The organism is Microbacterium sp. Z12_35 (assembly GCF_058310475.1).
Map to the genome: position 1 here is coordinate 2,113,239 of NZ_JBZEGJ010000001.1, position 22,561 is coordinate 2,135,799.

The window sequence follows — 22,561 nt, forward strand, 5'->3', positions numbered from 1 at the left end:
AACCCGTCCGGATCACCGGAGATATCGCTCGACCTGGAGGCGCTCGCCGGCACGCGTTACGACCCCGTGATGCTGGCCAAGGCCGAGGCCGCGGAGCAGATCGATGCGATCGCGGAGTACCGCGTCGTCGCGCTCTGCGAGACCGCGCGCGGAGTCGTCCACGCCCGCGCGATCGCAGCTCATTCGTCGACGCTCGCCCTCGTCTGGGGCGCTGTGGACCTCGTGGTGAGCCTGGGCGGACGGTCGAGCCGTCTGGCCGACCGCACGTACCGGGATGTCGCCCGGCGGCGCGATCGGAGATCCTCGCGGCACGCGCGCACGGTATCAACGCGATCGACGCCGCACACCTCGAGATCGTCGACCCTGGAGGGGCCGCGGCACGAGGCCGAGGATGCGGCCGCTTCGGGATTTGCGGCGACTGCGTGCATCCACCCTTCCCAGGTGGAGACGATTCGCGACGCCATTCGGCGACCGCCGGGCAGAGGGCATGGGCGGAGGCGGTGCTGGCCGCGGCCGCGACGCGGCCCCGGAGTCTTCCGGTTCCGAGGTCAATGGTCGACGAGCCGGTGCTGCGGCAGGCGCGGGCCCTCCTCGCATACCCTCAGTGGGAGAGTCCTAACCGGGCGACCGCTTCGGCCACTCCGATCTGAGCGGTGATGAGGCAACGCTCGCGCGACGCCGGGCAGACTTCATGGGGGCGGCGCGGCCGCCGCTAGATTGCGGCTTCTGTGACGGTCGTGCTCAGGAGCGGTTCCGATCTGAGACACAAGCCCTGCGCTACCAGCAGCTCGGCAGTTCGCGGGGCTCACAACCGCGAGAGAGTGCGCTGGGGCTAGTCGCATGAGCGACGAGCGCCCGGCCGATCCGATTCGGCAGGGCGCTCTATCTGTGTAGAGACCGCTCAGTTCAGTTGTCGGCTTGAAGGACCGGGCCGAGGAGCATGCCTCCGTCGACGAGGTAGTCCGCGCCGGTGATGAATGCGGCGTCGTCGGACGCCAGGAACAGCACGAGCTTGCTGATCTCCTCAGGCTGCGCGGTGCGGGTTGTGGCGAACTGGTCCAGCGACACGTTCTGGATGGCGGGCCGCTCGCCGGGCGCGACGGGCTCGGTGATCAACGGGGTGTCCACCACTCCGGGGCTGATGGAGTTCACACGGATGTTGTCGCGCGCGAGCTCCATCGCGGCTGTCATGGTCAGCCCACGGACACCCCACTTGCTGCTGACGTAGGGGGCGAACATTGGTGTTCCGACGTGGCCTTGGTTGGAGGCGACGTTCACGATCGCGCCGCCACCGGCGCGGACGATCGACGGCCCAACGGCGCGGATGCCGAGGAACAGGCCTTTCAAGTTCGTATCCAGGACACGGTCCCACTCGTCGGGGTCGGAGTCGGCAATGGTGTGGGCGGTGTGGACGATACCTGCGTTGTTGATCAGGATCGAGATCGGTCCGAACCGCGCCTCCGCCGCGTCGACGGCGGCCTGCCAGGCATCGGGGTCGCGGACATCGAGCTCGACAAACAGCGCGTTGTCGAGCTGCTGGGCGATGGCGTTGCCTTGCTCTGTGCGGAAGTCGGCGAGGACGACGTTTGCTCCTTCGGCAGCGAACGCGCGCGCGTGGGAGGCGCCCTGGCCCCGCGCGGCACCGGTGATGAAGACGGTCTTGCCAGCGAATCGCGACATGGTGTTTCTGCTTTCTATGTAGGGGTTGCGGTGCGGGGAGATGGTCAGATGAAGGCGCCGCCGGAGACTTCGATGCGTTCGGCGGTCATCCAGCGCAGGTCGTCGGATCGATCGCCCGCCTCACTGCATCGTCCACAACCATCTCCGGTAAGTAATCATTTACTTTATCGCAGCCCATGTCAACCCCACGACGAAAGGATCGGAGGCTTGCCGTGACGAGTCCCTCATCCGTGCCCCGGGCGCGCGATGCCCCCCCACCCCCCACGCGTGCTCGAATCCTGGAGGCCGCGTGCGCACCGAGTTCGCCGCCGCCGGGTACGCCGGCGGTGGGGTCGATCCAAGCCGCGGATTGCAACGTGCGTGTCAGGTGTGCTCATCGGGGCCCGGGGCTCACGGACCTCGCCTTTGTCACGCGAAGCGGGACGAGGAAAGCCGTTGGCGGCGTACGATTTTCGAGTGGACTCTTCGCCTATCGCTCCGGTCGGCCGACCACGTGAGTTCGACCCTGACGAAGCGGTCGAGAAAGCTCTGGAGGTCTTCTGGCGGAGAGGTTATGAGGGGACGACGCTCGGGGATCTGACGAACGCGATGGGCATCAGCCGGTCAAGTCTGTACGGGACGTTCGGGGGCAAGGAAGAGCTGTTCGAGAGGGTTCTCGAGCGGTACACGGCGGGTCCCGCGTCGTACGGTGCGGCCTCGCTTCTCAAGCCCACTGCGCGTGAGGTGGCAGAGGCGTTCTTGCGGGGTGCAGTACGGGCGACCACTCTGCCTCAGTGGCCGCGTGGGTGTCTTGGGGTGCAGGGCGCGCTTGCAACGAGTGAAAGCGCCCTCCCCGTGCATGATGTGCTTGTGGAGTGGCGGGCCGCGGCGCGGATGAACCTCGAGGTGCGCTTCGCGCGAGCCGTTGCGGAGGGGGATCTTCCTGCCGATGCCGACGCGGTTGCGCTGGCTCGGTTGGTGATAACGCTTGGGTTCGGCATCGCGGTCCAGGCGGCGAGTGGCCTGGACCGCGATGACTTGGACGAGATTGTCGATGTCGCGATGCTCAGCTGGAAGCTGTGAGCGCCCCGTTCTGTCTTTGCTGCCAGGCCGATTCCAACGCCGCAGCGATCGTGCCGGTGGGCTGTGCACCGCTGAGGTAGATCTGCTGATCGATCACAATCGTGGGGACGCTCGTGAATCCCCTTTCGCGGGCGGTGCGTTCATCCGCCCGGACGGCGCTCTCGTATTCGTTAGCGAGCAAGACGCGTCGTGTTTCGGTGGCGGCCAGCCCGATCTCGCGTGAGATGTCGACGAGAACGTCGGCATCACCGACGTTACGGCCATGTTCGAAGTACGCGGCGAACAACGCGTCCTTCGCTTCTCGTTCTACGCCCTGACGGCGCGCGAGGTGGATCAGCTGATGAGCGAGCATCGTGTTGGTCACACGGGTGGTGTCGAAGTTCAACTCAAGGTCCACCGCGCGTGCTCGGCGTGTGACCCTGTCGAGCACCGCCGCGGCTTCGGCTTCCGCCATGCCCAGTTCGATCGTGTTGTACTCCATCACCGATCGGGTGGTTCCCACTGGAAGGTGCGGGGCAAGCTCGAAGCTGTGGAAACGTGTCCGCGTTCGTCGACCGTTCCCTGCCCCGACGAAGATACCGATCGCCTCGTCCATCCGGCGGGTGGCGATATAGCACCAGGGGCAGGCGATGTCGCCCCACGTATCGATCTGAACGGGTTCGTTCATGATGCGCGTGCTCCGCTCCTACGCCGTAGGAGGAGCAGAAGCAGTCCTCCGACAGCAACGGAGACGATCGCGACAGTGAGGGCGCTGGTGGTAGACACAGAGTCGATCAGGAACCCGCCAACCACCGCACCGGCCGCGATGGCGAGGTTCACCACCGTGACCGTAACCCCACCGATTTGCTCCAGACGGTCAGGTTCGGTGCGCGCTCCCCAGCTGAGCACGGTGGTCGGCATCCCACCAAAACCGAATCCCCAGAGAACGGCACCGGCGAACAGACCGAGAGTTGTTGTTCCGGCGAGAAGGATGACGAGGGTGCCGAGCGCGATAAGCCCGGGGAACAGCGCGATGCCGCTGCGAGTCGCACGGTCGGCCATGGGACCACTGACGGCAGTTCCGATGACCGATGCGATCCCGAAGGCGAACAGGAGGATGGAGAAACCGCCACCATCGATGTCCGATATACCCTCCACGATCGGTCGGATGTAAGTGAATCCGGTGAAGTGGCCGGCGAACTGAAGCAGAATCGCCAGGAGGCCGAGCAGCACGATTCCTGAGCCGAGCACGGCGCCCAGGGCGCGCAGGCCACTGCCTGCACCTGGCGCCACCTTCGGAAGAGTCGCGGCCTGCATGCCCAGGGCCGCGAGCCCGACGCCGGCAGCGAGGACAAAGACCCCCCGCCATCCCCACAGCTCTCCCAGCCACGAGCCGAGCGGAACGGCGACGACCGTCGCGACCGCCACACCGGAGTTGATCACAGTGAGGGCTCGCCCGACGTGATCGGCATGAACAAGGTGCGCAGCCATGGCAGTCGCCATCGCCCAGAATCCGCCCAGCGCGATACCGAGCAGCAGACGGGCACCGAGAAGGACGTAGACGTTCGGCGCGACCGCGACCAAGATGTTGGACGCGATGGCAAGAGCCGTCAGACCGATCATCACCCGACGTCGGTCCGCGTGCGGGAGCGCGACGGAGATCAGCAGTGCCGCCACCGCTGCAGCAAGCGCGGTGACTGTGACGGTCTGACCGGCCGTGCCCTCCGAGACGCCGATGCCCTCGGCGATGCGTGGAAGGAGACTCGCCGGCAAGAATTCCGCCATGACGATGGCGAAAATGCCGGCGCTCAGCGACACCACGCCCGCCCATGCTTTCGACTTGGATCCCTGCAACGTGGGGGTTGGGGTACTAACAGTTGTCATCAGTGTTCTTTCATCTTGTGGGTTTGGTCGGAACGAGGACGACTCGATCGGGGCCGTCTTCAAGTGGTCAAAGAGTGACGCGGGTTCCCGTCTTCGCAGAGCGCGAGATGGCGTCGAGGAGCCCGTGGCGTTTCGTGCCGTCGCTGAAGGCAGGAACCCACGTCGAGCGCCCGCGGATGCCTTCTCTCATTCCGACGTAAGCGTTCGCCAGCGAATTGATGGGAGAACCGGCTAGTCGAGGAACACGGTCATAGTCCGCGGGCACGGACAGCTCGGACAGGGCTCCGCCGGGTCGTTCTGAACCGCGCATTCGCACCGGAAAGAGGTGGGGATGGTTTGGAGCGGTCACCTCAAGCGTTCCTGCTGATCCGTCGATTCGCATAGAGAAGGACGCGCCTGCGGCGGTCCCGCTTCGCTGATGAACGGAGAGCACTGCGCCACTTTCGAGCGTGCCCGAAATGGCGATCTGGTCTTCTGCGGTCGTATCGACCAACCGCCCGGTGCGGCCCAGCGGAACTCGTGGGCGACGGACCGCGGTTGTCGCGACAAGATCCCGCAACTCGCCCACGATCATTGCGACGGCGTCGATCATGTGCCCGAACCCGATGCCGAGCATGGTCGCGCCGAGACGAGCATCCAGCGTGTACAACATTCGCTCGCTGACCGGAGAACCCCACTCCACCAGCGACGAAGAGACGGTCGCCGACAGGACCTCCCCGACGTACCCCTCGCGGATGAGATCGGCGGCAAACTGCAGAGCGGGAGCGGAGCGACCCTGCAAACCGACGAAGCTCGTGACGCCGCGTGCCGCGGACTCCATCTCTTGTGCTTGCGCGAAGTTGGTCGCGAATGGCCACTCGACGAAGACCGCCTTGCCCGACGAAAGCGTCGGAAACAGCAGGTCCCGGTGCGCGGGTGTCTTGACTGCGACCACGATCAAGTCCACATCTGACGCGTGTGCCAACTCCCCGGCTGACCCATATGCCGGCACGCCGTACCGCTCGCTCGCTGCCCGGGACGAGTCAGCCGACCCTGCTACCAAGGCGCGCAGCTCGAAGCCCCCCGCTGCGGTGAGAGCGGGCAGATGTCCGCCTGCCCCCCAACCTCCGCTCGCACTCAAGCCAACGACGCCCACACCGATAGCGGGGCTCTCGCCCGCTTCCGACCGCTCGCCACCCACAGGTCTCCCGAACGCATCTGTTCTCGCCATCTCTCATCCCTCCGTCACCGGACACATACCCCCGGGGCCCCGCACTTCCGTGATCGCCGACTGAGATCGGCACAGTGGATGGGAACTGCACACCGGGATAGTTTTATTCCGATCGATCCAAAATTAGTTGGATCGCCATGGCAGAAAGGTCACCCACGCCGGGTACCCGTCTTGAGCGCGAACTGAAAGGTCTCCGCCGCAACCGGCTCCTCATCGTGGACGAGGTCGTCCACCTAACTCGACGCGGACGCCGACGCCCGTTCTTCCAGCTCACGGCGTCACGCTACGAGGAAGGCTCGATCCTCTTTACCTCGAACATGCCGTTCGGGCGCTGGGGTGCGTCGGCGACGACATCATCGCCGCAGCCATGCTCGACGGGCTCGTCCACCACGCAGAGTTCCTCCCTCGCCGGTAACTCGTGCTCCGCGAGCGCTGCGGCGGAAAGAACCTGGAGTGGCATTGAAGTCTCCCGTCGGCATAGTGGTTCTGCCCGTCGCCTTCGCCAGCCCGCACTTACCGTGGGACGTTATGAGGGTAGGTGCCGCTCCCGAGTCACCAACGCCTGAGAAACCGCAAAATCACGCGGCTCGAGCGCCCCAAGTGCTCTCATGTTCTTTCCCAATTCTTTCCCGCAACGCAGAAAAGCGCCCGAAAAAAGGGGCGCTGATCTGGGATAAATGGCGGTGACGGTGGGATTTAAACTCTTATCGGATCTGGTTTCGAGGGTGCACTTCGCTGGTACTTCCCTGCCCGCCAGCGGATCTCAACTTTTCAGCAGCGGGCTGCGACTACCGCGTACTGTCTGCGATCTTGCCCACGATGTTGCTCGCACCGTAGACGAGGTAGGGCTGCATCTCCGCAGGCTGACGAGGCAATATTGATAGCGAGCACGCTTTGACCAGGCATGGTCGGGAGGTCTCGACGACCAGGCCGGCGACAGGCGGGATGATGCGCGCATCGAGCACTTCCTGGATCTTTGTGACGCTTAGAAGGGAGTCGGCGACCGGTGTGAGGCTGTCGGTCTCATTGCTGTCGCCGAGCGCCTCCCGGTAGCCGATGACCAGGATCGCGTCGACGTCGACATCGCCGTTGGCGAATCGCGCCACGTCTTTTCCGGCGCGAGGGTCAGGTGCCGCAGAAGGTCCGGTAAGTGCCGAAAGTATCTGGTGCGGGGGCGGCGTAGCGTTCGAAGCCGGGGGCGTTGGTGTATGGCGTGGTTACCGCGCTCAGGAGCCGCTCAAAGGGTGCCAGGTCGCCTGCGGTCGCGGCGGCAAGCGCTTCTTCAACGAGGTGGTTGCGGGGAATGTAGACGGGATTCACCTGGGCCATCGCCGCGGCGTCCGGTCGGAGAGCGACCCAGCGTTGTGCCCAGGCGTCGAAGGCCGACTGGTCGAGGAACAGTGCGCGCACGGAATCGGAGTCGCCTCGGGCGGCGTCGGTGAGGTTTCGGAAAAACGATGTGTAGTCGACGCGGGTCGCTTGCAGCAGGGCAAGCAGGTCGCTCACCAGGGGGGTGGTGACCTTCTCCTCCAAATCGTCCCGCAAGCCCAGCTTGGCTAGAAGGCCAGCCGACCATGTGGTGCTGTAGTGCTGGCGGAACGCCCCGAGCGACTCCTGCGCTAGTGCGACCGATTTCGCGGGGTCCTCGTGGAGGATGGGAAGAAGAGATTCTGCTAGCCGTGCCAGATTCCATTCGGCGATGGCTGGCTGGCTGCTGTAGGCGTAGCGTCCGCCCACGTCGATGGAGCTGTAAACGGCGCGGGGATCGAAGGCGTCCATGAACGCGCATGGACCATAGTCGATCGTCTCCCCGGAGATCGTCATGTTGTCGGTGTTCATCACCCCGTGCACGAAACCGACGAGCATCCACTGCGCGATGAGCGACGCCTGTGCCGCGATCACTCTCTGCAATAGGGAGAGGTAGGGATTGTCGGCGTCCGCCAGAGCGGGGTAGTGGCGGCTGATCGCGTGATCAGCGAGGCGGCGCAGAAGGAGTACGTCGCCCGTCGCTTGTGCGTACTGGAAGCTACCCACGCGCAGATGGCTAGTTGCGACTCGAGTGAGTACGGCTCCCGGCAGCAGCGTTTCGCGGCGCACCCAGCGCCCCGTCGCTATCACCGCGAGCGAACGTGTCGTGGGGACCCCTAGGGCATTCATCGCCTCACTGATGATGTACTCGCGCAGCATCGGGCCCACCGCCGCCAGGCCATCGCCGCCTCGGGCGAACGGTGTTCGCCCTGAGCCTTTCAGATGGATGTCGCGAAGGCGCCCGTCGACGTCGAGTACCTCACCAAGCAGAAGCGCGCGACCGTCGCCCAGACGAGGGGAGTACGCGCCGAACTGGTGCCCGGCGTAAACCTGCGCCACCGGAACGGCTCCACGGGGAACAAGATTGCCGCTCAACATCTTCACGCCGTCCAGCCCCAGCAGCGCAGCTGGGTCCAGGCCGAGTTCGGTTGCCAGCGGCTCGTTCAGTACCAGCAGTTGCGGGTCGGGAAACTCCTCAGCCTGCCAAGGGAGCGCCATCTCGGCCATGTCGCGGGCGAATCGGCTCTCCAGAGGGATAGTCGACTGAAGCGCGAAGCCCATGCACCGAGACTACTGCCGCTATCTGCCCCGGGGGCCGTGCGCCGCCCACAGTAAGGGCGCGGCCGCGGAATGCTTCGGGTAATGACCTCGATGCGAGAGCGTCCCGCGACCGTCACGGCGCTCCGAGCTGGGGCACTAGGAGCACCGGTCCCGGTCGCGGCGACATTCAGGTCGACGCGTTCACGCCTAACCCGCGCGACGGCTCAAACGCAGATCAGCGCCCGAGAAAACGGGCGCTGATCTGGGAAAAATGGCGGTGACGGTGGGATTTGAACTCTTATCGGATCTGGTTTCGAGGGTGCACTTCGCTGGTATTTCCCTGCCCTCCAGCGGATCTCAACTTTGCAGCAGCGGGCTGCGACTACCGCGTACTGTCTGCGATCTTGCCCACGATTTTGCTCACGAAGTTCGCCCTGGTGTCCCGCGCCACGGTCCACGGAGGCCAAGAGCGGTTGATGCTCAGAGCGAGCCGTCACCTGAACCCGCCGCCTTGCTACATGGAAGAAGCTACTCAAACTAAGCGGTCTTGATGATGGCGCGGACGTCTGCGTCGCCTGCCGCGGGTTCGATAAGTCGTTACTCAGCAGCGAGAATGTCTGAACGTCTCTTGCCGTGTTCCATACCAAGGTTTCCGCCTGTTGTTGGCCAAAGGCGGCCCCTTGACGGCGTACCGGTGGCATGGCGACGGGACGCTGAATCACTGAGGCTCGGCCGACCGGCAGCGACACGGCCACGGCGGCTCGAACCTCACTCATTTCGAGAAACGAGAGTCGACGATCTCGCCCGTGTCGCCATCCAGAATCACTTGGTGGCCGCTCCATGTTGAGGCGAGCAGCTGGGCAGAGCCATCCAACGTCACCGCCACGTAACTGTCCACGGCAACGTTCGACGGCAGCTTCGCCCTCCATCTCACTTCGCCGTCGCCGTCGACGAACACGAGATTCTGAATCCGATTGGCACCCGTTGGCGGTGAGCTCAGAAGCGCCAGGACACCGTCGGAACCCCATGAACTGATGTTGAGGACTTCGAGGCCGTCCGGCTGAACGCGCACACGAGCCGAATCCGGCCCTACGATCTCGATCCAGCCGTCAACGAGCGCATACGCCGGCATGATGCTCATGGTAGACGCTCCCCGGGACCGAACGCCGACAAGGCGTATACGTTGCAGCAACTGTGCTTGCGGCCATCCACCGGTATTGCCGAAGGCCGGCGCTGCCTCGCCGACTTGCATTCTGACCCCGGCCGGGAGAGTCACTTGCGAAACGAACCCCGTCCTCGACTCCCCGCTTTCGGGCAAACGATCTTCTTCTATATCCACGTCGGCGTTCGCCGATGGGTGCCGCTGATGTCGATGGATCCTCCAGCGAGCTACACCTGACCCGGCAACACGCGACCGAGCCCCGCTATGCGAACGGCGCCAATCTGCACCAGTCACGAGCTGGCAACTGTCGGACGAAGCTGCGCCGCCGGCGAGAACCGCTTCACGAGAGCGCGATTCCCACCGTAGGGGAGGGCTTTTCGCTTTCATCCTGTGGCGAGATCAGCGTGATTCCGCGGAAATCGACTGGTGGCCCACCGATCAGCAGAGCGCCGCGAGTAACGGCTGAGTAAGCCAGTCTTGCCCAAACGCAGATCAGCGCCCACAGAAAGACGCGCTGATCTGGGAAAAATGGCGGTGACGGTGGGATTTGAACTCATAGGGGATCCGATTTGGGGATGCACCTCGGAGGAACCTCCCTGTCTTTACACGGGCGCGGACCCTTTCGGGGCTCGACTTCGCCATGCTGAACTGTCGTCTGCTTTTGCCCACGGTTTGCTCACTAGTCGTCCCCCTAGATACGCCATGCGAGCCGCGTGCGAATCACGCAGGCAACGTCTCAGGTGAGCAACACCGCTGTCGACTCGCGCGCAACCAGCACGCACTCGTGCGCGATGACGCCACGCCGCGGCTCGCCGCCCATCACTGCGAGGATGGATTCGGCCGCCATGCGGCCGAGGTCGCTCAGCTGGGGGTCGATTGTCGTCAGCTGCGGTCGGGCCGCGAGGGCGATGACGTCCCAGTTGTCGAAGCCGACTACGGACACGTCGTCGGGGACTCGTCGCCCGAGCGCCTGCAGCTGCTCGACGACACCCCGCGCGATCTGATCGCTGGCACAGAAGATGCCGTCGATCGGTGACCCGGAGTGGACCAGGATGCTGGCGGCTTGACGGCCCCACGATTCGCTCCATTCCCCCCACACCGCGGAGTGCGGGACCTGCTCCTGCCCTGCGCTGCGCAGCTCGTCCAGCATTCCGGCATGGCGCAGGCGCGCCGAAAGGTGTTTCTGGGGTCCGCCGATGTACGCGATCCGCTTGCGCCCGAGGGCGAGCAGGTGCGAGATGGCGAGGCGGGCGCCCTGTTCGTCGTCGATGACGATCGACAGATCTTCTGGACGCTGTGAGCGGGAGAGCACGTAGCAGACGGGCACTTTGGTCGAGACGCCGATCGGCGGGCGCGGCTCGGAGCGTCTTCCGGTGACGATAATGGCGTCCACCCGGCGCGCCACGAAGGTCTGCAGATGGTGGTTCTCCCGGATCGGGTCGCCCCGACCATCCGCGAGAAGCACGGAAATGCGCCCAGCTCCGAGAGCGTCTTCGACGCCGAGCATGATCGGGCTGGCGAATCGCGAGAAGCTATCGGTGGTGAGCAGGCCGATCGTGTAGGAACGCGATTCGCGAACGGGCCGACGAGGCGGCCGCGGCTCATAGCCAACGCGCCGAGCGACCTCCGCGATCCGCTCACGCGTCTCCTCACGCATGCGCCCGTTGCCGTTGAGCGCCTTCGACACCGTGCTGATCGACACCCCGGCTTCGCGGGCCACGTCGGAGATCGTGGGAAGGGCACTCATGGGTCGGATGCTCCTGTTTCTCAAGCAGTTTCTCAGAGCGTAGTCCGGCGATGTGCAGTGTCAAGAGAGAAAACTCATGAGAAAGTTTGCTGCTTGCGCACATTCGTCAAGAAACTGGTCGCACATGCGCTCGTCTCAACGAGGAGGAAACGAATGGACGCAGCAAAGAGGGTGCTCGGCATCATCGCGGCCACGGCGATCGGCGCGCTGACGCTGACCGCGTGCGGCGGCGGCACGCCGGGCGAGAGTGCCGGATCTGACCAACCCGCCGAACTGACGATGTGGGCCCGCTCGTCCACCCAGGACTACACGCAGGCGCTCGTCGACGCCTACAACGATTCGCACGACACCCAGATCAAGCTCACGATCGTCGCAAGCGACAGCTTCCAGCAGAAGGTCGGCGCCGCCGCGGGAGCAGGATCGCTGCCCGACATCCTCGCCTCCGATGTGGTGTACGCACCCAACTACGCGATGCAGTCGGTCTACGCCGACATCACCGACCGGATCGCAGAGCTCCCCTACGGAGACGACCTCGTCAGCGCGCACATCGATGCCTCGACCTTCGACGCGAAGAGCTACGCGGTGCCGCACAAGGTGGACTCGTCGTTCATCTTCTACAACAAGGACCTCTTCGCCGCTGCGGGGCTGGATCCGGAGAATCCTCCGACCACCTACGACGAGATCTACGACGCGGCCGCCGCGATCACGGCCCTTGGGGATGACACCTACGGGTTCTACTTTCCGGGCAACTGCGCCGGATGCAACGCCTACACGTCCTTCGGCGTCGGCCGCGCCGCCGAACAGCTGCCGATCAGCCTGGACGGGAAGACGGCGAGCATCGACAGTGATGCGCTCGCCGACTGGTTCGGGCTCTACGAGCGTCTCTACGCCGACGGGCTCGTGCCCGCCGGCGCGTCGACGGGCGATACCTCCACCCAGCAGGAGCCGTTCCTGCAGGGCAAGGTGGGCATCTGGCCGAACGGCTCGTATTCAATCCCGGTTGTGAATGAGACCGTCGACTTCGAGTGGGGATACATGCCACTGATGACCGAAGACGGCTCCGGCACCGGAACCTTCGTCGGCGGCGACGTCGTCGGCATCACGAGTTCCTCCGAGCATCCAGATGCCGCGTGGGACTTCATCGAGTGGACCCTCGGCGAGGATGCGCAGGTCGAGATCGTCGCCAAGGACGGCAACCTCCCGGTGCGCGTCGACCTGGCCGACAATGAGTACACGTCCGCGGATCCCCGTCTTGCCGCCATCACCGCGGGAATGGAGAACGGCTACACCCCATCGACCATCCCGTACGGCGAGGCGATCAACTCCCCGAATGGCCCGTGGCTGACGGCAGTGCGAGGTGTCGTCTTCAATGGTGACGACAGCGCGCTGTCCATAGGGCAGAAGGCCATCCAGGCACTGCTGGACGGAGCCTACTGATCGTGGTCGCCCCCACCCTCTCCGCGGGGCCGGTGCTTGAGCGCCGGCCTCGCGGGGGCACCACCCGTCACCGGCGGCAGGCTCTCGTCGGATGGGCGTTCATCGCACCGACGGCGGTGACCATCGCCGTGCTGTTCGTCCTGCCGCTGGCGATCGTCGTGTACATGTCGCTCAGCGACTGGCCGTTGCTGGGTTCGCCGACATTCATCGGCGTCGGCAACTACGTCGCGATCTTCAGTGACTCCAGCTATGTGGGCGCCATCCTGTTCACCCTCGGCTACACCGTGCTGGCGACCGCCGCGATCTTCCTGCTCGCCCTCTTCCTTGCTGCGTTCCTCAACAGCCCGCGCCGCGGGACCAAGTTCTACCGCCTCGCCATCTTCGCTCCGTATGTGGTGGGCCTGTCCACAGCGAGCCTGATGTGGGTCGTCAACTACAACGACCAGGTCGGAATCTTCGCCGCGGCGCTGCGATGGTTCGGTATCGCCGACGGCCCCGTGGGCTTCTTCGACACCCCTCTGAGTGCGACGCTGGCGGTGACCGTCATGATCGTGTGGAAATTCGTCGGGTTCCAGGTCATCATCCTTCTCGTCGCGCTTCAGTCGATACCATCCAGCGTCAACGAGGCGTCGATGATCGACGGGGCGAACTCGTGGCAGCGGTTCCGCTACATCACCCTCCCGTTCCTGCGCCCGACGCTCGCCCTCCTGCTCGTGCTCTCCGTCACCGGCTCACTCCTGGCCTTCGATCAGTTCATGGTCATGACGCAGGGCGGTCCGGACAACACGACAGTGACGATGGTCATGTCGGTCTACAACACCGCCTTCACCTCGTTCGACCTGGGTACCGCCGCCGCGCTCTCGATCATCCTTCTGTTCGCGCTCGTCATCATCAACGCGCTGCAACTCCGATTCGTGAAGGGGTCCGACAAGTGAGTGTCCTCACGCGCACGCCCACCTCGTCGACCCAGACGCAGGCGCTCACGACCGCGAAGCGCGTGCGTCGCCGGCCATCGTTCGCACGCACTGCCCGGGGCATCCCGTATCACGTGACCGGCATCGTTCTCGCCGTGCTCTTTCTCTTCCCGCTCGTCTGGTCGACGCTGAACTCCTTCAAGACGCCGGCCGGTGCGAGCGCTTCGCCACCGACGCTGTGGCCACAACCGTGGAGCATCGAGAACTACTCCGAGCTCGCGGCCAACGGCGAAGGGCTCGGCCGATACGTCGGTAACTCACTCGTCGTGGCCGGGGTCTCGGTCGTTCTCACGATCGTGATCGCCACGCTCGGCGGCTACGGGTTCGCGCGCTTCCAGTTCCGCGGCAAGAACCTTGTTTTCCTCGCCGTTATCGCCGTTCTGATGGTGCCTCACGCGACGCTCGTGCTGCCGCTGTACTTCATGTTCGCCCGCGCGGGATTGCAGGACAGTCTCGTCTCGGTGGGCCTCGTGCTCACCGTGTTCCAGCTGCCCTTCAGCATCTTCTTGATGCGAAACAGCTTCGAGGCGATCCCCGTCGAACTCGAGGAGGCAGGCAAGGTCGACGGTGCTTCATCCTTCGGGGTCTTCCTGCGTATCTCGCTGCCGCTCGTGCTTCCCGGCATCGTGACAGTCGCACTGTTCGCGTTCCTGGTGTCGTGGAACGAGTTCCTCGTACCCCTACTCATGCTCAACGATGGTGGCAACTTCACGCTGTCGCTCATGCTCGTCAATATCCGCACTGGCGCGTACGGCTCCATCGACTGGGGCCTGCTTCAAGCGGGAACGACGATCGCCATCCTTCCCTGTCTTGTCCTCTACCTCGTCCTTCAGCGCTTCTACATCGGTGGCCTCACCGAGGGCGCGCTGCGCGGCTGACCCCATCCCAGTGAGGAACCTCCCTATGTCTGTGCATTCCGCCTTCTCCTCCCTTCCTCTCGGAGCGATCACCCCGTCAGGCTGGCTGCGCCGGCAACTCGAGATCCAGGCCAACGGTCTTTCTGGCTCTATCGAGGAGTTGTGGGACGACCTCGGATCGAACTCCGGATGGCTGGGTGGTACCGGGGAAAGCTGGGAACGCGGCCCCTACTACCTCGACGGTCTCGTCCCGCTCGCGCACGCCCTGCAGGACGAGGCGCTCATCGCTCGCGCCGGCAAGTGGATCGAATGGATGCTGTCGAGCCAGGACGAGAGCGGGCAGTTCGGTCCCGCTACCAACGACGATTGGTGGCCCCGCATGGTGGCCGCCAAGGTGCTGCAGCAGCATGCCGAGGCCACCGGCGACGACCGAGTGCTTCCTTTCCTCGAGCGGTACTTCGCGTTCCAGCTACGCGAGCTGCGCGACCGCCCATTGGAGGGCTGGGCGGCCGCGCGGGCGGCGGAGAACGTGCTCGCCCTCGCCTGGGTGCACGAGCGTAAACCGCGAGACGAGTGGCGGGAGCTCGCTCACCTGCTCTTTGAACAGGGTCTCGACTGGGACGAGGCACTCGGCGAGGGGCTCATCACCGGCAAGGCGATGTCGTTCGACCACCGCACCCACGGCCCGAACGTCGCGATGGCGCTGAAGAACCCTGCCGTGCGCTCGCTCATGGTCGGTGAGGGCGACGCGCACGCCGCGACGCAGCGGGCTCTCGCGCACCTCGACCGCTGGCACGGACAGGTTCACGGCATGTTCTCCGGCGACGAGTGGCTCGCCGGCCGCGAGGCCAACCGGGGTGTCGAGACGTGCCAGGTCGTGGAGTACATGTTCACGATGGAGATCGCCGCGCGCGTGACCGGCGACGGGATCTACTCGGATCTGCTGGAGAACGCCGCGTACAACCTCCTGCCCGCCTCATCCGACCCGCTCATGCGAGCGCACCAGTACCACCAACAGGCGAACCAGATCGAGGCGTCCACGGCCGACCGGAACTGGTCCTACAGCACCAACAGTGCAAACGTGTTCGGTCTCGAGCCGCACTTCGGCTGCTGCACCGCCAACTACCACCAGGGCTGGCCGAAGCTCGTGGCGTCGCTCTGGATGACCGGGAACGATGCGCTGGCCGTGACCGCGTACGGCCCGAGTCGGGTGCGCGCCGAGGTGGGCGGTGGCGAGTTGGTGATCGACGAGGTTACCGACTACCCGTTCACCGAGACGATCACTTTCCGCGTGGCATCGGCCACCGCATCCCGTGAGGTCGCGCTACTGCTGCGCGTGCCCGAGTGGGCGACCGAGACGTCTCTCACGGTCAACGGAGAATCGACGGACGCGGTCGCCGACGCGAGCCGCTATCTGTCGGTCGCCCGCCGATGGGCGGAGGGGGACGAGGTAGTGCTGCACCTCCCGATGTCGCCGCGCCGCATCAAGCGCGAGCGGCAGGCCGTGGGAGTGCGACTCGGAGCGCTCGTCATGGTCGCTACACCCGGTGAGCGGTGGCGTCCGATCCCGGATGCCCGCGGCCTGGGCGAGTGGGAGGTATTCCCGGAACGCAGCTGGAACATGTCGCTCTACGCCGATGCGCCCGTGCCCCTCGAAGAGTGGGGCGTCTCGAGGGAGCCCGTGAGCGATGTGCCGTTCGGGCGTGTCGATGTTCCCGTGCGTATTCATGCGGCCGGTAGTCGCGCGCTTCCGGAGTGGATGCGGGAAGGCGGTAACGCGAGCAACCCTCCAGATGGGCCTGCACCGGCGCGGTGGATCAATTCCTTCGATCTGGTGCCGTACGGGTGTGCACGCATCCGGCTCGCTGAGCTTCCCACGGTGGTGCCCATCGTCGGTGTGAAGCTGCCCCCGGCGATCGCGCGATGACGGTCGCTGGAGCGTCCACGGCGCGTCCGATCGCGGTCACAGCCGGCGATCCGGCCGGCGTCGGTCCGGAACTCCTCGTGCGCCTGCTCGCCGAGTTGCGGGCGCTGCCGGACGAGCCGGTGGTGATCGTGTCGTCACGGGAGGAACTGTGGCGGGGGCTGGACCGAAGCGGGATCGACGTGGGACTCGACCAGCTACTCGCGACCCCGCACTTCACCCTCGCCGACCTCGACTCCACCCTGCCGTCAGGCGCGGGTGACGTCAGCGCCGAAGCGGGGCGCTGGGCTCTCGCGGCATTGGAGCGCAGCCTCGAGCTGTATGCCAGCGGCGAGGTCGCCGGCATCCAGTTCGGACCGCTCAACAAGACGTCCCTGCACCAGGCCGGGATGACGGAACCCGACGAGATGCGCTGGTTCGAAGGACAGGTCGGAGGAGACCGCACCGTCTCGGAGGTGAACGTCAGCACGACGTTCTGGACCGCCCGGGTGACGTCGCACGTCGCGCTGCGCGAGGTGGCCGACCTCGTCACGCCCGCGTCTGTGCGCGACACTACCGCGCTTCTCCACAACCTTCTCGTCGCATCCGGCCTGAATGCTCCGCGCATCGCGGTCTGCGCCCTCAACCCACACGCGGGAGAGAACGGGCTCTTCGGCGACGAGGAGATCACCGCGATCGCGCCCGGCGTCGAACTGGCACGAGACCGCGGGGTCGACGCATCCGGCCCGTTCCCCTGCGACACGCTCTTCCGCCGCGGCTTCGACGGCACCTTCGACGGCATCATTACGATGTACCACGACCAGGGTCAGATCGCGCTGAAGACGAGAGCATTCGACGGCGGAGTGACACTCGAGGCCGGCCTCGGCATCCCCATCTGCACGCCCGCCCACGGCACGGCGTTCGACATCGTCGGGAAGGCGAAGGCGAGTCTCGACTCCACCCGCAACGCCTACCGGCTCGCGCGCCGCCTGGTCACGAACCTCCAGTGATGCTCGGTCCCACGCGCGTCGTCGTTCTCGACGACGACCCAACCGGCACGCAGGCCGCGGCCGATGTAACCGTGCTCCTCGACCACGACGTACAGGCGCTGGTGGATGTGCTCTCGACCGACCGCAGCGTCTACGTGCAGATGAACAGCCGCGCGCTCGTGGAGTCCGAGGCGGTCTGTCTCGCGAGGAGCATCCGCGCGTCGGCGGAGGAGGCAGGCCGTCGGCTCGGCGTCGATATCCGTTTCGTCCTCCGCGGTGACTCGACTCTTCGCGGACACGTCTTCGCCGAGTCCGCCGTCTTCGCCCAGGATGACGCGGTGATGATCTTCGTCCCCGCGTTCCCAGAGGGTGGGCGCGTGACGCGCGATGGTGTCCACTACGTGCGGCAACGGAATTCGTTGCTGCCCGTTGGAGAAACCGAGTTCTCCCGCGACCCTGTCTTCGGGTTCGCTTCGAGCGCTCTTGCGGACTTCGTGGCCGAACGCACGGATGCTCCGACCATCACCGTTCCGCTCGTCGCCGTGCGCTCGGGCGGGCTCGCTGACGTACTTCGAGAAGCACCCGCCGGCGCCGTCGTACTTCCCGACGCCGTCGAGTCCAGCGACATCGCTGCGATCGCCCGCGCCGCGCAGTCGGTCTGGGGCTGGCGCCCTCTCGTCGTGCGTTCGGCCGCGCCCCTCGCGGCAGAGCTGGCGGGCGTGCCGAGCGGGGGTCTTCTGCACCCTAGTATCCTCGCCGGAGCCCACTCGGTGCTCGTCGTGTGCGGCTCGCACACTGACATCGCCCGCACGCAGATTGCCCGACTGGCGGAGGACGTGGGCGAGCCCACTGAAGTATCCACGATCGCAGCCCTGGCTGATCCCGCGGTCGAAGGAGCTCGTGTTGCGGCCGAAGAAGTGCGACGCCAGCGCCCGTCGCGCGTGCGCTTCGTCGCGACAGAGCGCACCCGCTCCGATGCCCACGCCACCCTCTCCGATGGCGCCGCGGTCATGAACGCGCTCACTACGGCCACGCGCCTGCTTGCTGGTGACACCGATGCGGTCGTGACGAAGGGGGGCATCACTGCCGCCGAGGTGATGTCACGCGGCCTGGGCGCGCAGCGCGCACGTGTGCTTGGACAGCTTCACCCCGGGGTGAGCCTGTGGCGTGTCTCGGCAGCTGCCGGCCGTGAGGTGCCCGTTGTCATCGTGCCCGGCAACATGGGCGACGACGACATCCTCGTAGAGGCAGTCGGCTGGCTTGAATCCGCCAACATGCGAGGCAACTAGTCCGTCAGATTCGAAAGGCAAGGTGTCGGGGGTCCGCGGAGAGAAGAACCGCTAGCACCGCCTCGGTCTGCTCCGCGGAGAGCGCGCTGCTCGGCCCGAAATCGAAGGACTGAATGGCACTCACGAGCTCGTTCAAACGCTCAGACGAGCCGCTCGCGAGAGCGCCAAGCGCGTCCGTCGAGCGCAAGAAACTTCCGGATCTTCCAGAAGTGCAGATGTAGTTGCTCGCGCTTCATCCAAGCCCGTCACCGTTCAGAGGCTGTCTTATGAGCAAGTCGCCCGTCGGCACGGGGTCTCCAGGACGCTCGTGCACAACCTTCACCACCAGTGACTGAGGAGGGAGAGGCGGCGTTCGAACCACGCTCCCGGAGACCGCGGGATTCGCCGACTCGGACATTCGGTGACGGTGACGGTGACGGCGGGCTTGAACCCTTATCGGATTCAATTTCGTGGATATCCTCTGTGCCTAACCGCTGTCATTGCGCAGCCCGCGAGCTTTCGGCGTCGCACCTCAACGCCTCCGATCCTTCACTGGTGTTGCCCACGGATCTGTTCACGGGCGTTCGGTCGCTTCAGGCGCTCGATGACGGCGTCGCGCACCTCATGAGTGCTCGCGGTGCCGCCGAGGTCGCGGGTCTTTACCCCGTCGCGCAAGGCCGATTCGAAGGCGCTGACGAGATCGGCCGCCGCCCGATCGTGACCGAGGTGGTCCAGCATCAAGGCGCCCGACCAAATCTGACCAATGGGGTTCGCGATGTTCAGTCCCGCGATGTCGGGGGCCGACCCGTGCACCGGTTCGAAGAGCGAGGGGTGCTCGCGCTCGGGGTTGAGGTTGGCACTCGGCGCCACGCCGATCGACCCCGCGACGGCCCCGGCGAGGTCTGAGAGGATATCGCCGAACAGGTTGGATGCGACGATCACATCGAACGCGCCGGGGGCGAGAACGAGCTTGGCGGCGAGAGCGTCGATGAGCACCTTCTCACCGCGCACTCGCGGATGCGCGACGAGTACCTCGTCCACGATCTCGTCCCAGAACGGCATCGTGTGGATGATGCCGTTCGACTTCGTCGCCGAGGTCAGCAGGCCGGCTCGATCGGCGGCGAGGTTCGCGGCGTACGTCGCCACGCGAGCGATCGCCTTGCGTGTGAAGACGCTCTCCTGCACGGCCGCCTCCTCGGGCAGACCGCGCGAGATACGACCGCCGATCTCCGAGTACTCCCCCTCGCTGTTCTCCCGGACGATGACGATGTCGATGTCGTCGCCGCCGCGCACCCGGCTCTCGACGCCCGGCAGCGAGCGAATGGGCCGGAGGTTCACGTATTGCTCGAACTCACGACGAATCGGGATCAGCAGTCCCCACAGGGTCTCGACATCTGAGATGTCGGGGTGCCCCACCGCGCCGAGGAAGATCGCGTCGGAGAGGGCGAGTTGTGCCATCCCGTCGGGAGGCATCATCGCACCGGTATCGAAGTAGTGGTCTGATCCCCACGGCAGATGATTCCAAATTAAGGCCCTGCCGTACGGCGCGAGAGCGGCATCGATGCAGGCGATGGCCGCAGGCATGACCTCCTTGCCGATCCCGTCACCCGCGATCACTGCGATGGTGCCGTCGCTCACCCGATCGTCGTTTCTCCACGTGCGGCTCATAGGGCCGGCCCGATCCAAACGGTTTTGATGTTCACGAACTCGCGTAGGCCGACATCTCCCAGCTCGCGGCCGTACCCCGAAGCCTTGATGCCACCGAAGGGGAGGCGTGCGTCTGAGGCGACCATTCCGTTCACGAATACGGCGCCGGCGTCGAGTCGGCGCACGATCTCCTCAGCACGGTCTGGATCTCCCGTCCACACGCTGGCACCGAGTCCGAAAGGCGTGTTGTTGGCGAGGGTGATGGCGTGCTCGCTGTCGCGGGCGCGCGCGATCGCGGCGAGCGGGCCAAAGGTCTCCTCCGCGAACGCGGCGTCGCCCGGGCTGACGCGGTCGATCACCGTGGGGGCATAGAAGAAGCCGCGGCCCGGCAAGGGCTCTCCCCCGTGCCTCAGCTGGGCGCCGGTGCCGCGCAAGGTGCGTACGACCTGGGAGTGGAGGTGGTCGCGCAGGTCGGCGCGGGCGAGGGGGCCGAGATCGGTGTCATCGAGCTCGGGGTCGCCCACGCGCAGGGTCCGCACGTGTTCGAGAAAGGCCTCTACGAACTCCTCGGCGACGGCGTCCTCGACGATAAACCTCTTGGCGTTGACGCAGCTCTGCCCCGCGTTGATGAAACGCGCTCGGACGGCGGTCGACGCCGCTACGGCGACGTCCGCGTCGGCGAGCACGATGAAGGGGTCGGATCCTCCGAGTTCGAGCACGTGCTTCTTGAGCGCCGCGCCGGCCTGGGCGGCGATGGCTCGGCCGACGGCGGTCGATCCTGTGAAGGTGACTGCTGCGATTCGATCGTCGCCGATCAGGTCCGCCACCTGGGGGGTCTCTACGAATACGGTGCCGCAGAGTCCCTCCGGGGCTCCGGAACGGCGTATGACTTCCGCGACGGCAAGCGCGCACCTCGGGACGTTGTTGGCGTGCTTCAAGATCGTTCCGTTGCCTGCGACGAGCGCTGGGGCGGCGAAGCGGAAGAATTGCCAGAACGGGTAGTTCCAAGGCATCACCGCCAGCACTACCCCCAGCGGCTCGTAGGTGATCCTGCTCTCGGTCGCATTCGAACCGACGATCTCGTCGGCCAGGATCCGTGCACCATCTGCGGCGTAGTGGTCGAGTGTCACCGCGCATTTCTCGATCTCAGCACGCGCCTCGGTGATGGGCTTGCCCATCTCGGCCGTGATCAGACGCGCGTAGGTTTCCGCGTCGGCTCGAAGCGCCACCGCGATGCGCGTCAAGAGAGCGGCGCGCTCCGCTATTTCGGTCCGCCGCCACACGCGTTGCGCGCCTGCTGCCGCTTCCAGGATCCCGTCGATCTCGGCCGGCCCGTGCAGCGGAAACGATTTGACGCCATCCTCTGTCGCGGGGTTCAGCGACGCGACGCGGGTCATATGTGGATCCGCGTCTGGTCGTCGAGATTCTTCGCTCCGCTTGTGAGAACGAGCTGCGCGTGACCGAACGAGCTGGGTTCCAACGCGGCCAGGCGGTTGACGATGTGCTGCATGGTCGGGAGTTGCTCGAAGGTCGCCTGGCGGAACCCGAATTCCCCTTCCCCCACCCAGGAAGACACGCGGGCGCGGTAGGGGTCCTCTGCCGGGGTCAGCACGGGGTACGACGCATCTGACTGCCCCCGAGCACCGGTTGCCGGGACGTACTTGTGGTGGAAGCGCAGTCGGCCGGCGCGCAAATCCGTCGACTCCTGCAGGTTCGCCACGGATAGATCAAAAAAGGTGAAGTCGTCCCATGAGGCCGCGGCGCGCGTGCTGCCGTCTTCGGGCTCGGGGAGGGCGTCGATGTCGGCGAAGATTTTCGCGAAACCGAGCTCCTCGCGCCCCGTGATGATCGGGTCGGCGAGGTTCTCCCACAGCACCGACATGTAGTCGCCTTCGAGCTCGCCGTCGGCTGCCGTGCGGATGCAGGCGGGGATTTTCACGTCGACAATGTTGTACCCGCGGCCCGCAAGCCATCCGATGTTGCGCAGCCTGTGCACCTCGACGATGATCTCGTCGCCGGCGAGGACGAACGGGTCGGGGAGGATCGCCGCCAGGCGACGCTCGGGGACGGTGGCCCATACCGCCGCGGTCAACGTCTCCACATCGGGAGAGCGATATGGAGCACCGTCGGCGGTCTGACGCGGTCCGGGTGCGGGGCCATAGCCGAGGGGCATGCGGAAGACAGAGGACATGTG

General features: G+C 65.6%; 21 protein-coding genes. 9 read left to right on the forward strand and 12 right to left on the reverse strand.

Translation table 11 applies throughout. The annotated features are described in order from the left end of the window. Positions 1-12 precede the first annotated feature (12 nt). Complete coding sequence (locus AC4FS1_RS10150) at positions 13-183, reverse strand: hypothetical protein (RefSeq protein ID WP_491155738.1); 171 nt, start codon at positions 181-183, stop codon at positions 13-15. On the opposite strand from AC4FS1_RS10150, the gene AC4FS1_RS10155 reads away from it, so the two are divergent. Beyond that, positions 109-657, forward strand: coding sequence for an aldolase/citrate lyase family protein (locus AC4FS1_RS10155; protein WP_491155699.1), 549 nt, complete (start codon positions 109-111; stop codon positions 655-657). The two genes, AC4FS1_RS10150 and AC4FS1_RS10155, sit on opposite strands and share 75 nt — an antisense overlap. A gap of 249 nt (positions 658-906) precedes the next feature. On the opposite strand, the gene AC4FS1_RS10160 is transcribed toward AC4FS1_RS10155, so the two are convergent. Next, the gene (locus AC4FS1_RS10160; protein ID WP_491154701.1) at positions 907-1,680 is read right to left on the reverse strand and encodes an SDR family NAD(P)-dependent oxidoreductase; all 774 of its coding nucleotides are present in this window, start codon (positions 1,678-1,680) and stop codon (positions 907-909) included. A 456-nt stretch (positions 1,681-2,136) separates the two neighbouring features. On the opposite strand from AC4FS1_RS10160, the gene AC4FS1_RS10165 reads away from it, so the two are divergent. Continuing rightward, the gene (locus tag AC4FS1_RS10165; protein ID WP_491154703.1) at positions 2,137-2,742 is read left to right on the forward strand and encodes a TetR/AcrR family transcriptional regulator; all 606 of its coding nucleotides are present in this window, start codon (positions 2,137-2,139) and stop codon (positions 2,740-2,742) included. Here AC4FS1_RS10165 and AC4FS1_RS10170 read toward each other — a convergent pair. The 3 genes from AC4FS1_RS10170 to AC4FS1_RS10180 all read right to left on the reverse strand — a co-directional run bounded on the left by AC4FS1_RS10170 (position 2,726) and on the right by AC4FS1_RS10180 (position 5,815). Beyond that, a complete protein-coding gene (locus AC4FS1_RS10170) occupies positions 2,726-3,409 on the reverse strand; it encodes a DsbA family oxidoreductase (protein WP_491154705.1) in 684 nt (227 codons plus the stop codon). The genes AC4FS1_RS10165 and AC4FS1_RS10170 overlap by 17 nt on opposite strands. Then, complete coding sequence (locus AC4FS1_RS10175) at positions 3,406-4,542, reverse strand: MFS transporter (protein WP_491154706.1); 1,137 nt, start codon at positions 4,540-4,542, stop codon at positions 3,406-3,408. Before AC4FS1_RS10175 ends, AC4FS1_RS10170 begins: the two co-directional genes overlap by 4 nt. A gap of 130 nt (positions 4,543-4,672) precedes the next feature. Further along, on the reverse strand, positions 4,673-5,815 hold the full coding sequence (locus AC4FS1_RS10180) for a Gfo/Idh/MocA family protein (RefSeq protein WP_491154708.1): 1,143 nt from the start codon (positions 5,813-5,815) through the stop codon (positions 4,673-4,675). Positions 5,816-5,952: 137 nt separating this feature from the next. On the opposite strand from AC4FS1_RS10180, the gene AC4FS1_RS10185 reads away from it, so the two are divergent. Continuing rightward, a complete protein-coding gene (locus AC4FS1_RS10185; protein ID WP_491154709.1) occupies positions 5,953-6,381 on the forward strand; it encodes an ATP-binding protein in 429 nt (142 codons plus the stop codon). A gap of 222 nt (positions 6,382-6,603) precedes the next feature. Here AC4FS1_RS10185 and AC4FS1_RS10190 read toward each other — a convergent pair whose 3' ends face one another. The 4 genes from AC4FS1_RS10190 to AC4FS1_RS10205 all read right to left on the reverse strand — a co-directional run bounded on the left by AC4FS1_RS10190 (position 6,604) and on the right by AC4FS1_RS10205 (position 11,292). After that, entirely contained in the window at positions 6,604-6,921 is a 318-nt protein-coding gene (locus AC4FS1_RS10190) for a hypothetical protein (RefSeq protein ID WP_491154711.1), read from the reverse strand. A 19-nt stretch (positions 6,922-6,940) separates the two neighbouring features. After that, on the reverse strand, positions 6,941-8,404 hold the full coding sequence (locus AC4FS1_RS10195) for a protein adenylyltransferase SelO (RefSeq protein ID WP_491154713.1): 1,464 nt from the start codon (positions 8,402-8,404) through the stop codon (positions 6,941-6,943). A gap of 751 nt (positions 8,405-9,155) precedes the next feature. After that, positions 9,156-9,524, reverse strand: a complete 369-nt coding sequence (locus AC4FS1_RS10200; RefSeq protein WP_491154715.1) for a DUF7957 family protein — start codon at positions 9,522-9,524, stop codon at positions 9,156-9,158. 757 nt (positions 9,525-10,281) lie between these two features. Next, complete coding sequence (locus AC4FS1_RS10205) at positions 10,282-11,292, reverse strand: LacI family DNA-binding transcriptional regulator (protein ID WP_491154717.1); 1,011 nt, start codon at positions 11,290-11,292, stop codon at positions 10,282-10,284. A 153-nt stretch (positions 11,293-11,445) separates the two neighbouring features. Between AC4FS1_RS10205 and AC4FS1_RS10210 the strand changes: the two genes are divergently transcribed. From AC4FS1_RS10210 to AC4FS1_RS10235, 6 genes are read left to right on the forward strand one after another with little or no spacing between them, the layout of a single operon-like run. Beyond that, positions 11,446-12,729, forward strand: coding sequence for an ABC transporter substrate-binding protein (locus tag AC4FS1_RS10210; RefSeq protein ID WP_491154719.1), 1,284 nt, complete (start codon positions 11,446-11,448; stop codon positions 12,727-12,729). A 2-nt stretch (positions 12,730-12,731) separates the two neighbouring features. Beyond that, positions 12,732-13,664 carry a carbohydrate ABC transporter permease gene (locus tag AC4FS1_RS10215; RefSeq protein WP_491154721.1) on the forward strand — a complete coding sequence of 311 codons (933 nt, stop codon included), beginning with the start codon at positions 12,732-12,734 and terminating at the stop codon, positions 13,662-13,664. Then, entirely contained in the window at positions 13,661-14,581 is a 921-nt protein-coding gene (locus AC4FS1_RS10220) for a carbohydrate ABC transporter permease (protein ID WP_491154723.1), read from the forward strand. Before AC4FS1_RS10215 ends, AC4FS1_RS10220 begins: the two co-directional genes overlap by 4 nt. 25 nt (positions 14,582-14,606) lie before the next feature. Beyond that, entirely contained in the window at positions 14,607-16,487 is a 1,881-nt protein-coding gene (locus AC4FS1_RS10225) for a beta-L-arabinofuranosidase domain-containing protein (RefSeq protein WP_491154725.1), read from the forward strand. Further along, a complete protein-coding gene (locus AC4FS1_RS10230; RefSeq protein WP_491154726.1) occupies positions 16,484-17,473 on the forward strand; it encodes a PdxA family dehydrogenase in 990 nt (329 codons plus the stop codon). Before AC4FS1_RS10225 ends, AC4FS1_RS10230 begins: the two co-directional genes overlap by 4 nt. Beyond that, a complete protein-coding gene (locus AC4FS1_RS10235) occupies positions 17,473-18,741 on the forward strand; it encodes a four-carbon acid sugar kinase family protein (protein WP_491154728.1) in 1,269 nt (422 codons plus the stop codon). Before AC4FS1_RS10230 ends, AC4FS1_RS10235 begins: the two co-directional genes overlap by 1 nt. A gap of 528 nt (positions 18,742-19,269) precedes the next feature. On the opposite strand, the gene AC4FS1_RS10240 is transcribed toward AC4FS1_RS10235, so the two are convergent. Genes AC4FS1_RS10240 through AC4FS1_RS10250 form a run of 3 tightly spaced genes read right to left on the reverse strand, consistent with a single transcriptional unit; the run spans position 19,270 to position 22,558 of the window. Then, positions 19,270-20,358 (reverse strand): tartrate dehydrogenase, encoded by a 1,089-nt coding sequence (locus tag AC4FS1_RS10240; RefSeq protein WP_491154729.1) that lies wholly within the window; start codon positions 20,356-20,358, stop codon positions 19,270-19,272. 26 nt (positions 20,359-20,384) lie between these two features. Next, positions 20,385-21,764 (reverse strand): NAD-dependent succinate-semialdehyde dehydrogenase, encoded by a 1,380-nt coding sequence (locus AC4FS1_RS10245; RefSeq protein ID WP_491154731.1) that lies wholly within the window; start codon positions 21,762-21,764, stop codon positions 20,385-20,387. Next, positions 21,761-22,558, reverse strand: a complete 798-nt coding sequence (locus AC4FS1_RS10250; protein ID WP_491154733.1) for an acetoacetate decarboxylase family protein — start codon at positions 22,556-22,558, stop codon at positions 21,761-21,763. The genes AC4FS1_RS10245 and AC4FS1_RS10250 overlap by 4 nt, the downstream gene beginning before the upstream one ends. Positions 22,559-22,561: the final 3 nt, after the last annotated feature.

Coding starts and splice junctions, on each gene's coding strand:
- AC4FS1_RS10180 (WP_491154708.1), bottom strand. CDS start 5,815: ATGGCGAGAACAGATGCGTTCGGGAGACCTGTGGGTGGCGAGCGGTCG.
- AC4FS1_RS10205 (WP_491154717.1), bottom strand. CDS start 11,292: ATGAGTGCCCTTCCCACGATCTCCGACGTGGCCCGCGAAGCCGGGGTG.
- AC4FS1_RS10210 (WP_491154719.1), top strand. CDS start 11,446: ATGGACGCAGCAAAGAGGGTGCTCGGCATCATCGCGGCCACGGCGATC.
- AC4FS1_RS10250 (WP_491154733.1), bottom strand. CDS start 22,558: ATGTCCTCTGTCTTCCGCATGCCCCTCGGCTATGGCCCCGCACCCGGA.
- AC4FS1_RS10225 (WP_491154725.1), top strand. CDS start 14,607: ATGTCTGTGCATTCCGCCTTCTCCTCCCTTCCTCTCGGAGCGATCACC.
- AC4FS1_RS10160 (WP_491154701.1), bottom strand. CDS start 1,680: ATGTCGCGATTCGCTGGCAAGACCGTCTTCATCACCGGTGCCGCGCGG.
- AC4FS1_RS10185 (WP_491154709.1), top strand. CDS start 5,953: ATGGCAGAAAGGTCACCCACGCCGGGTACCCGTCTTGAGCGCGAACTG.
- AC4FS1_RS10235 (WP_491154728.1), top strand. CDS start 17,473: ATGCTCGGTCCCACGCGCGTCGTCGTTCTCGACGACGACCCAACCGGC.
- AC4FS1_RS10170 (WP_491154705.1), bottom strand. CDS start 3,409: ATGAACGAACCCGTTCAGATCGATACGTGGGGCGACATCGCCTGCCCC.
- AC4FS1_RS10150 (WP_491155738.1), bottom strand. CDS start 183: ATGAGCTGCGATCGCGCGGGCGTGGACGACTCCGCGCGCGGTCTCGCA.
- AC4FS1_RS10200 (WP_491154715.1), bottom strand. CDS start 9,524: ATGAGCATCATGCCGGCGTATGCGCTCGTTGACGGCTGGATCGAGATC.
- AC4FS1_RS10195 (WP_491154713.1), bottom strand. CDS start 8,404: ATGGGCTTCGCGCTTCAGTCGACTATCCCTCTGGAGAGCCGATTCGCC.
- AC4FS1_RS10230 (WP_491154726.1), top strand. CDS start 16,484: ATGACGGTCGCTGGAGCGTCCACGGCGCGTCCGATCGCGGTCACAGCC.
- AC4FS1_RS10245 (WP_491154731.1), bottom strand. CDS start 21,764: ATGACCCGCGTCGCGTCGCTGAACCCCGCGACAGAGGATGGCGTCAAA.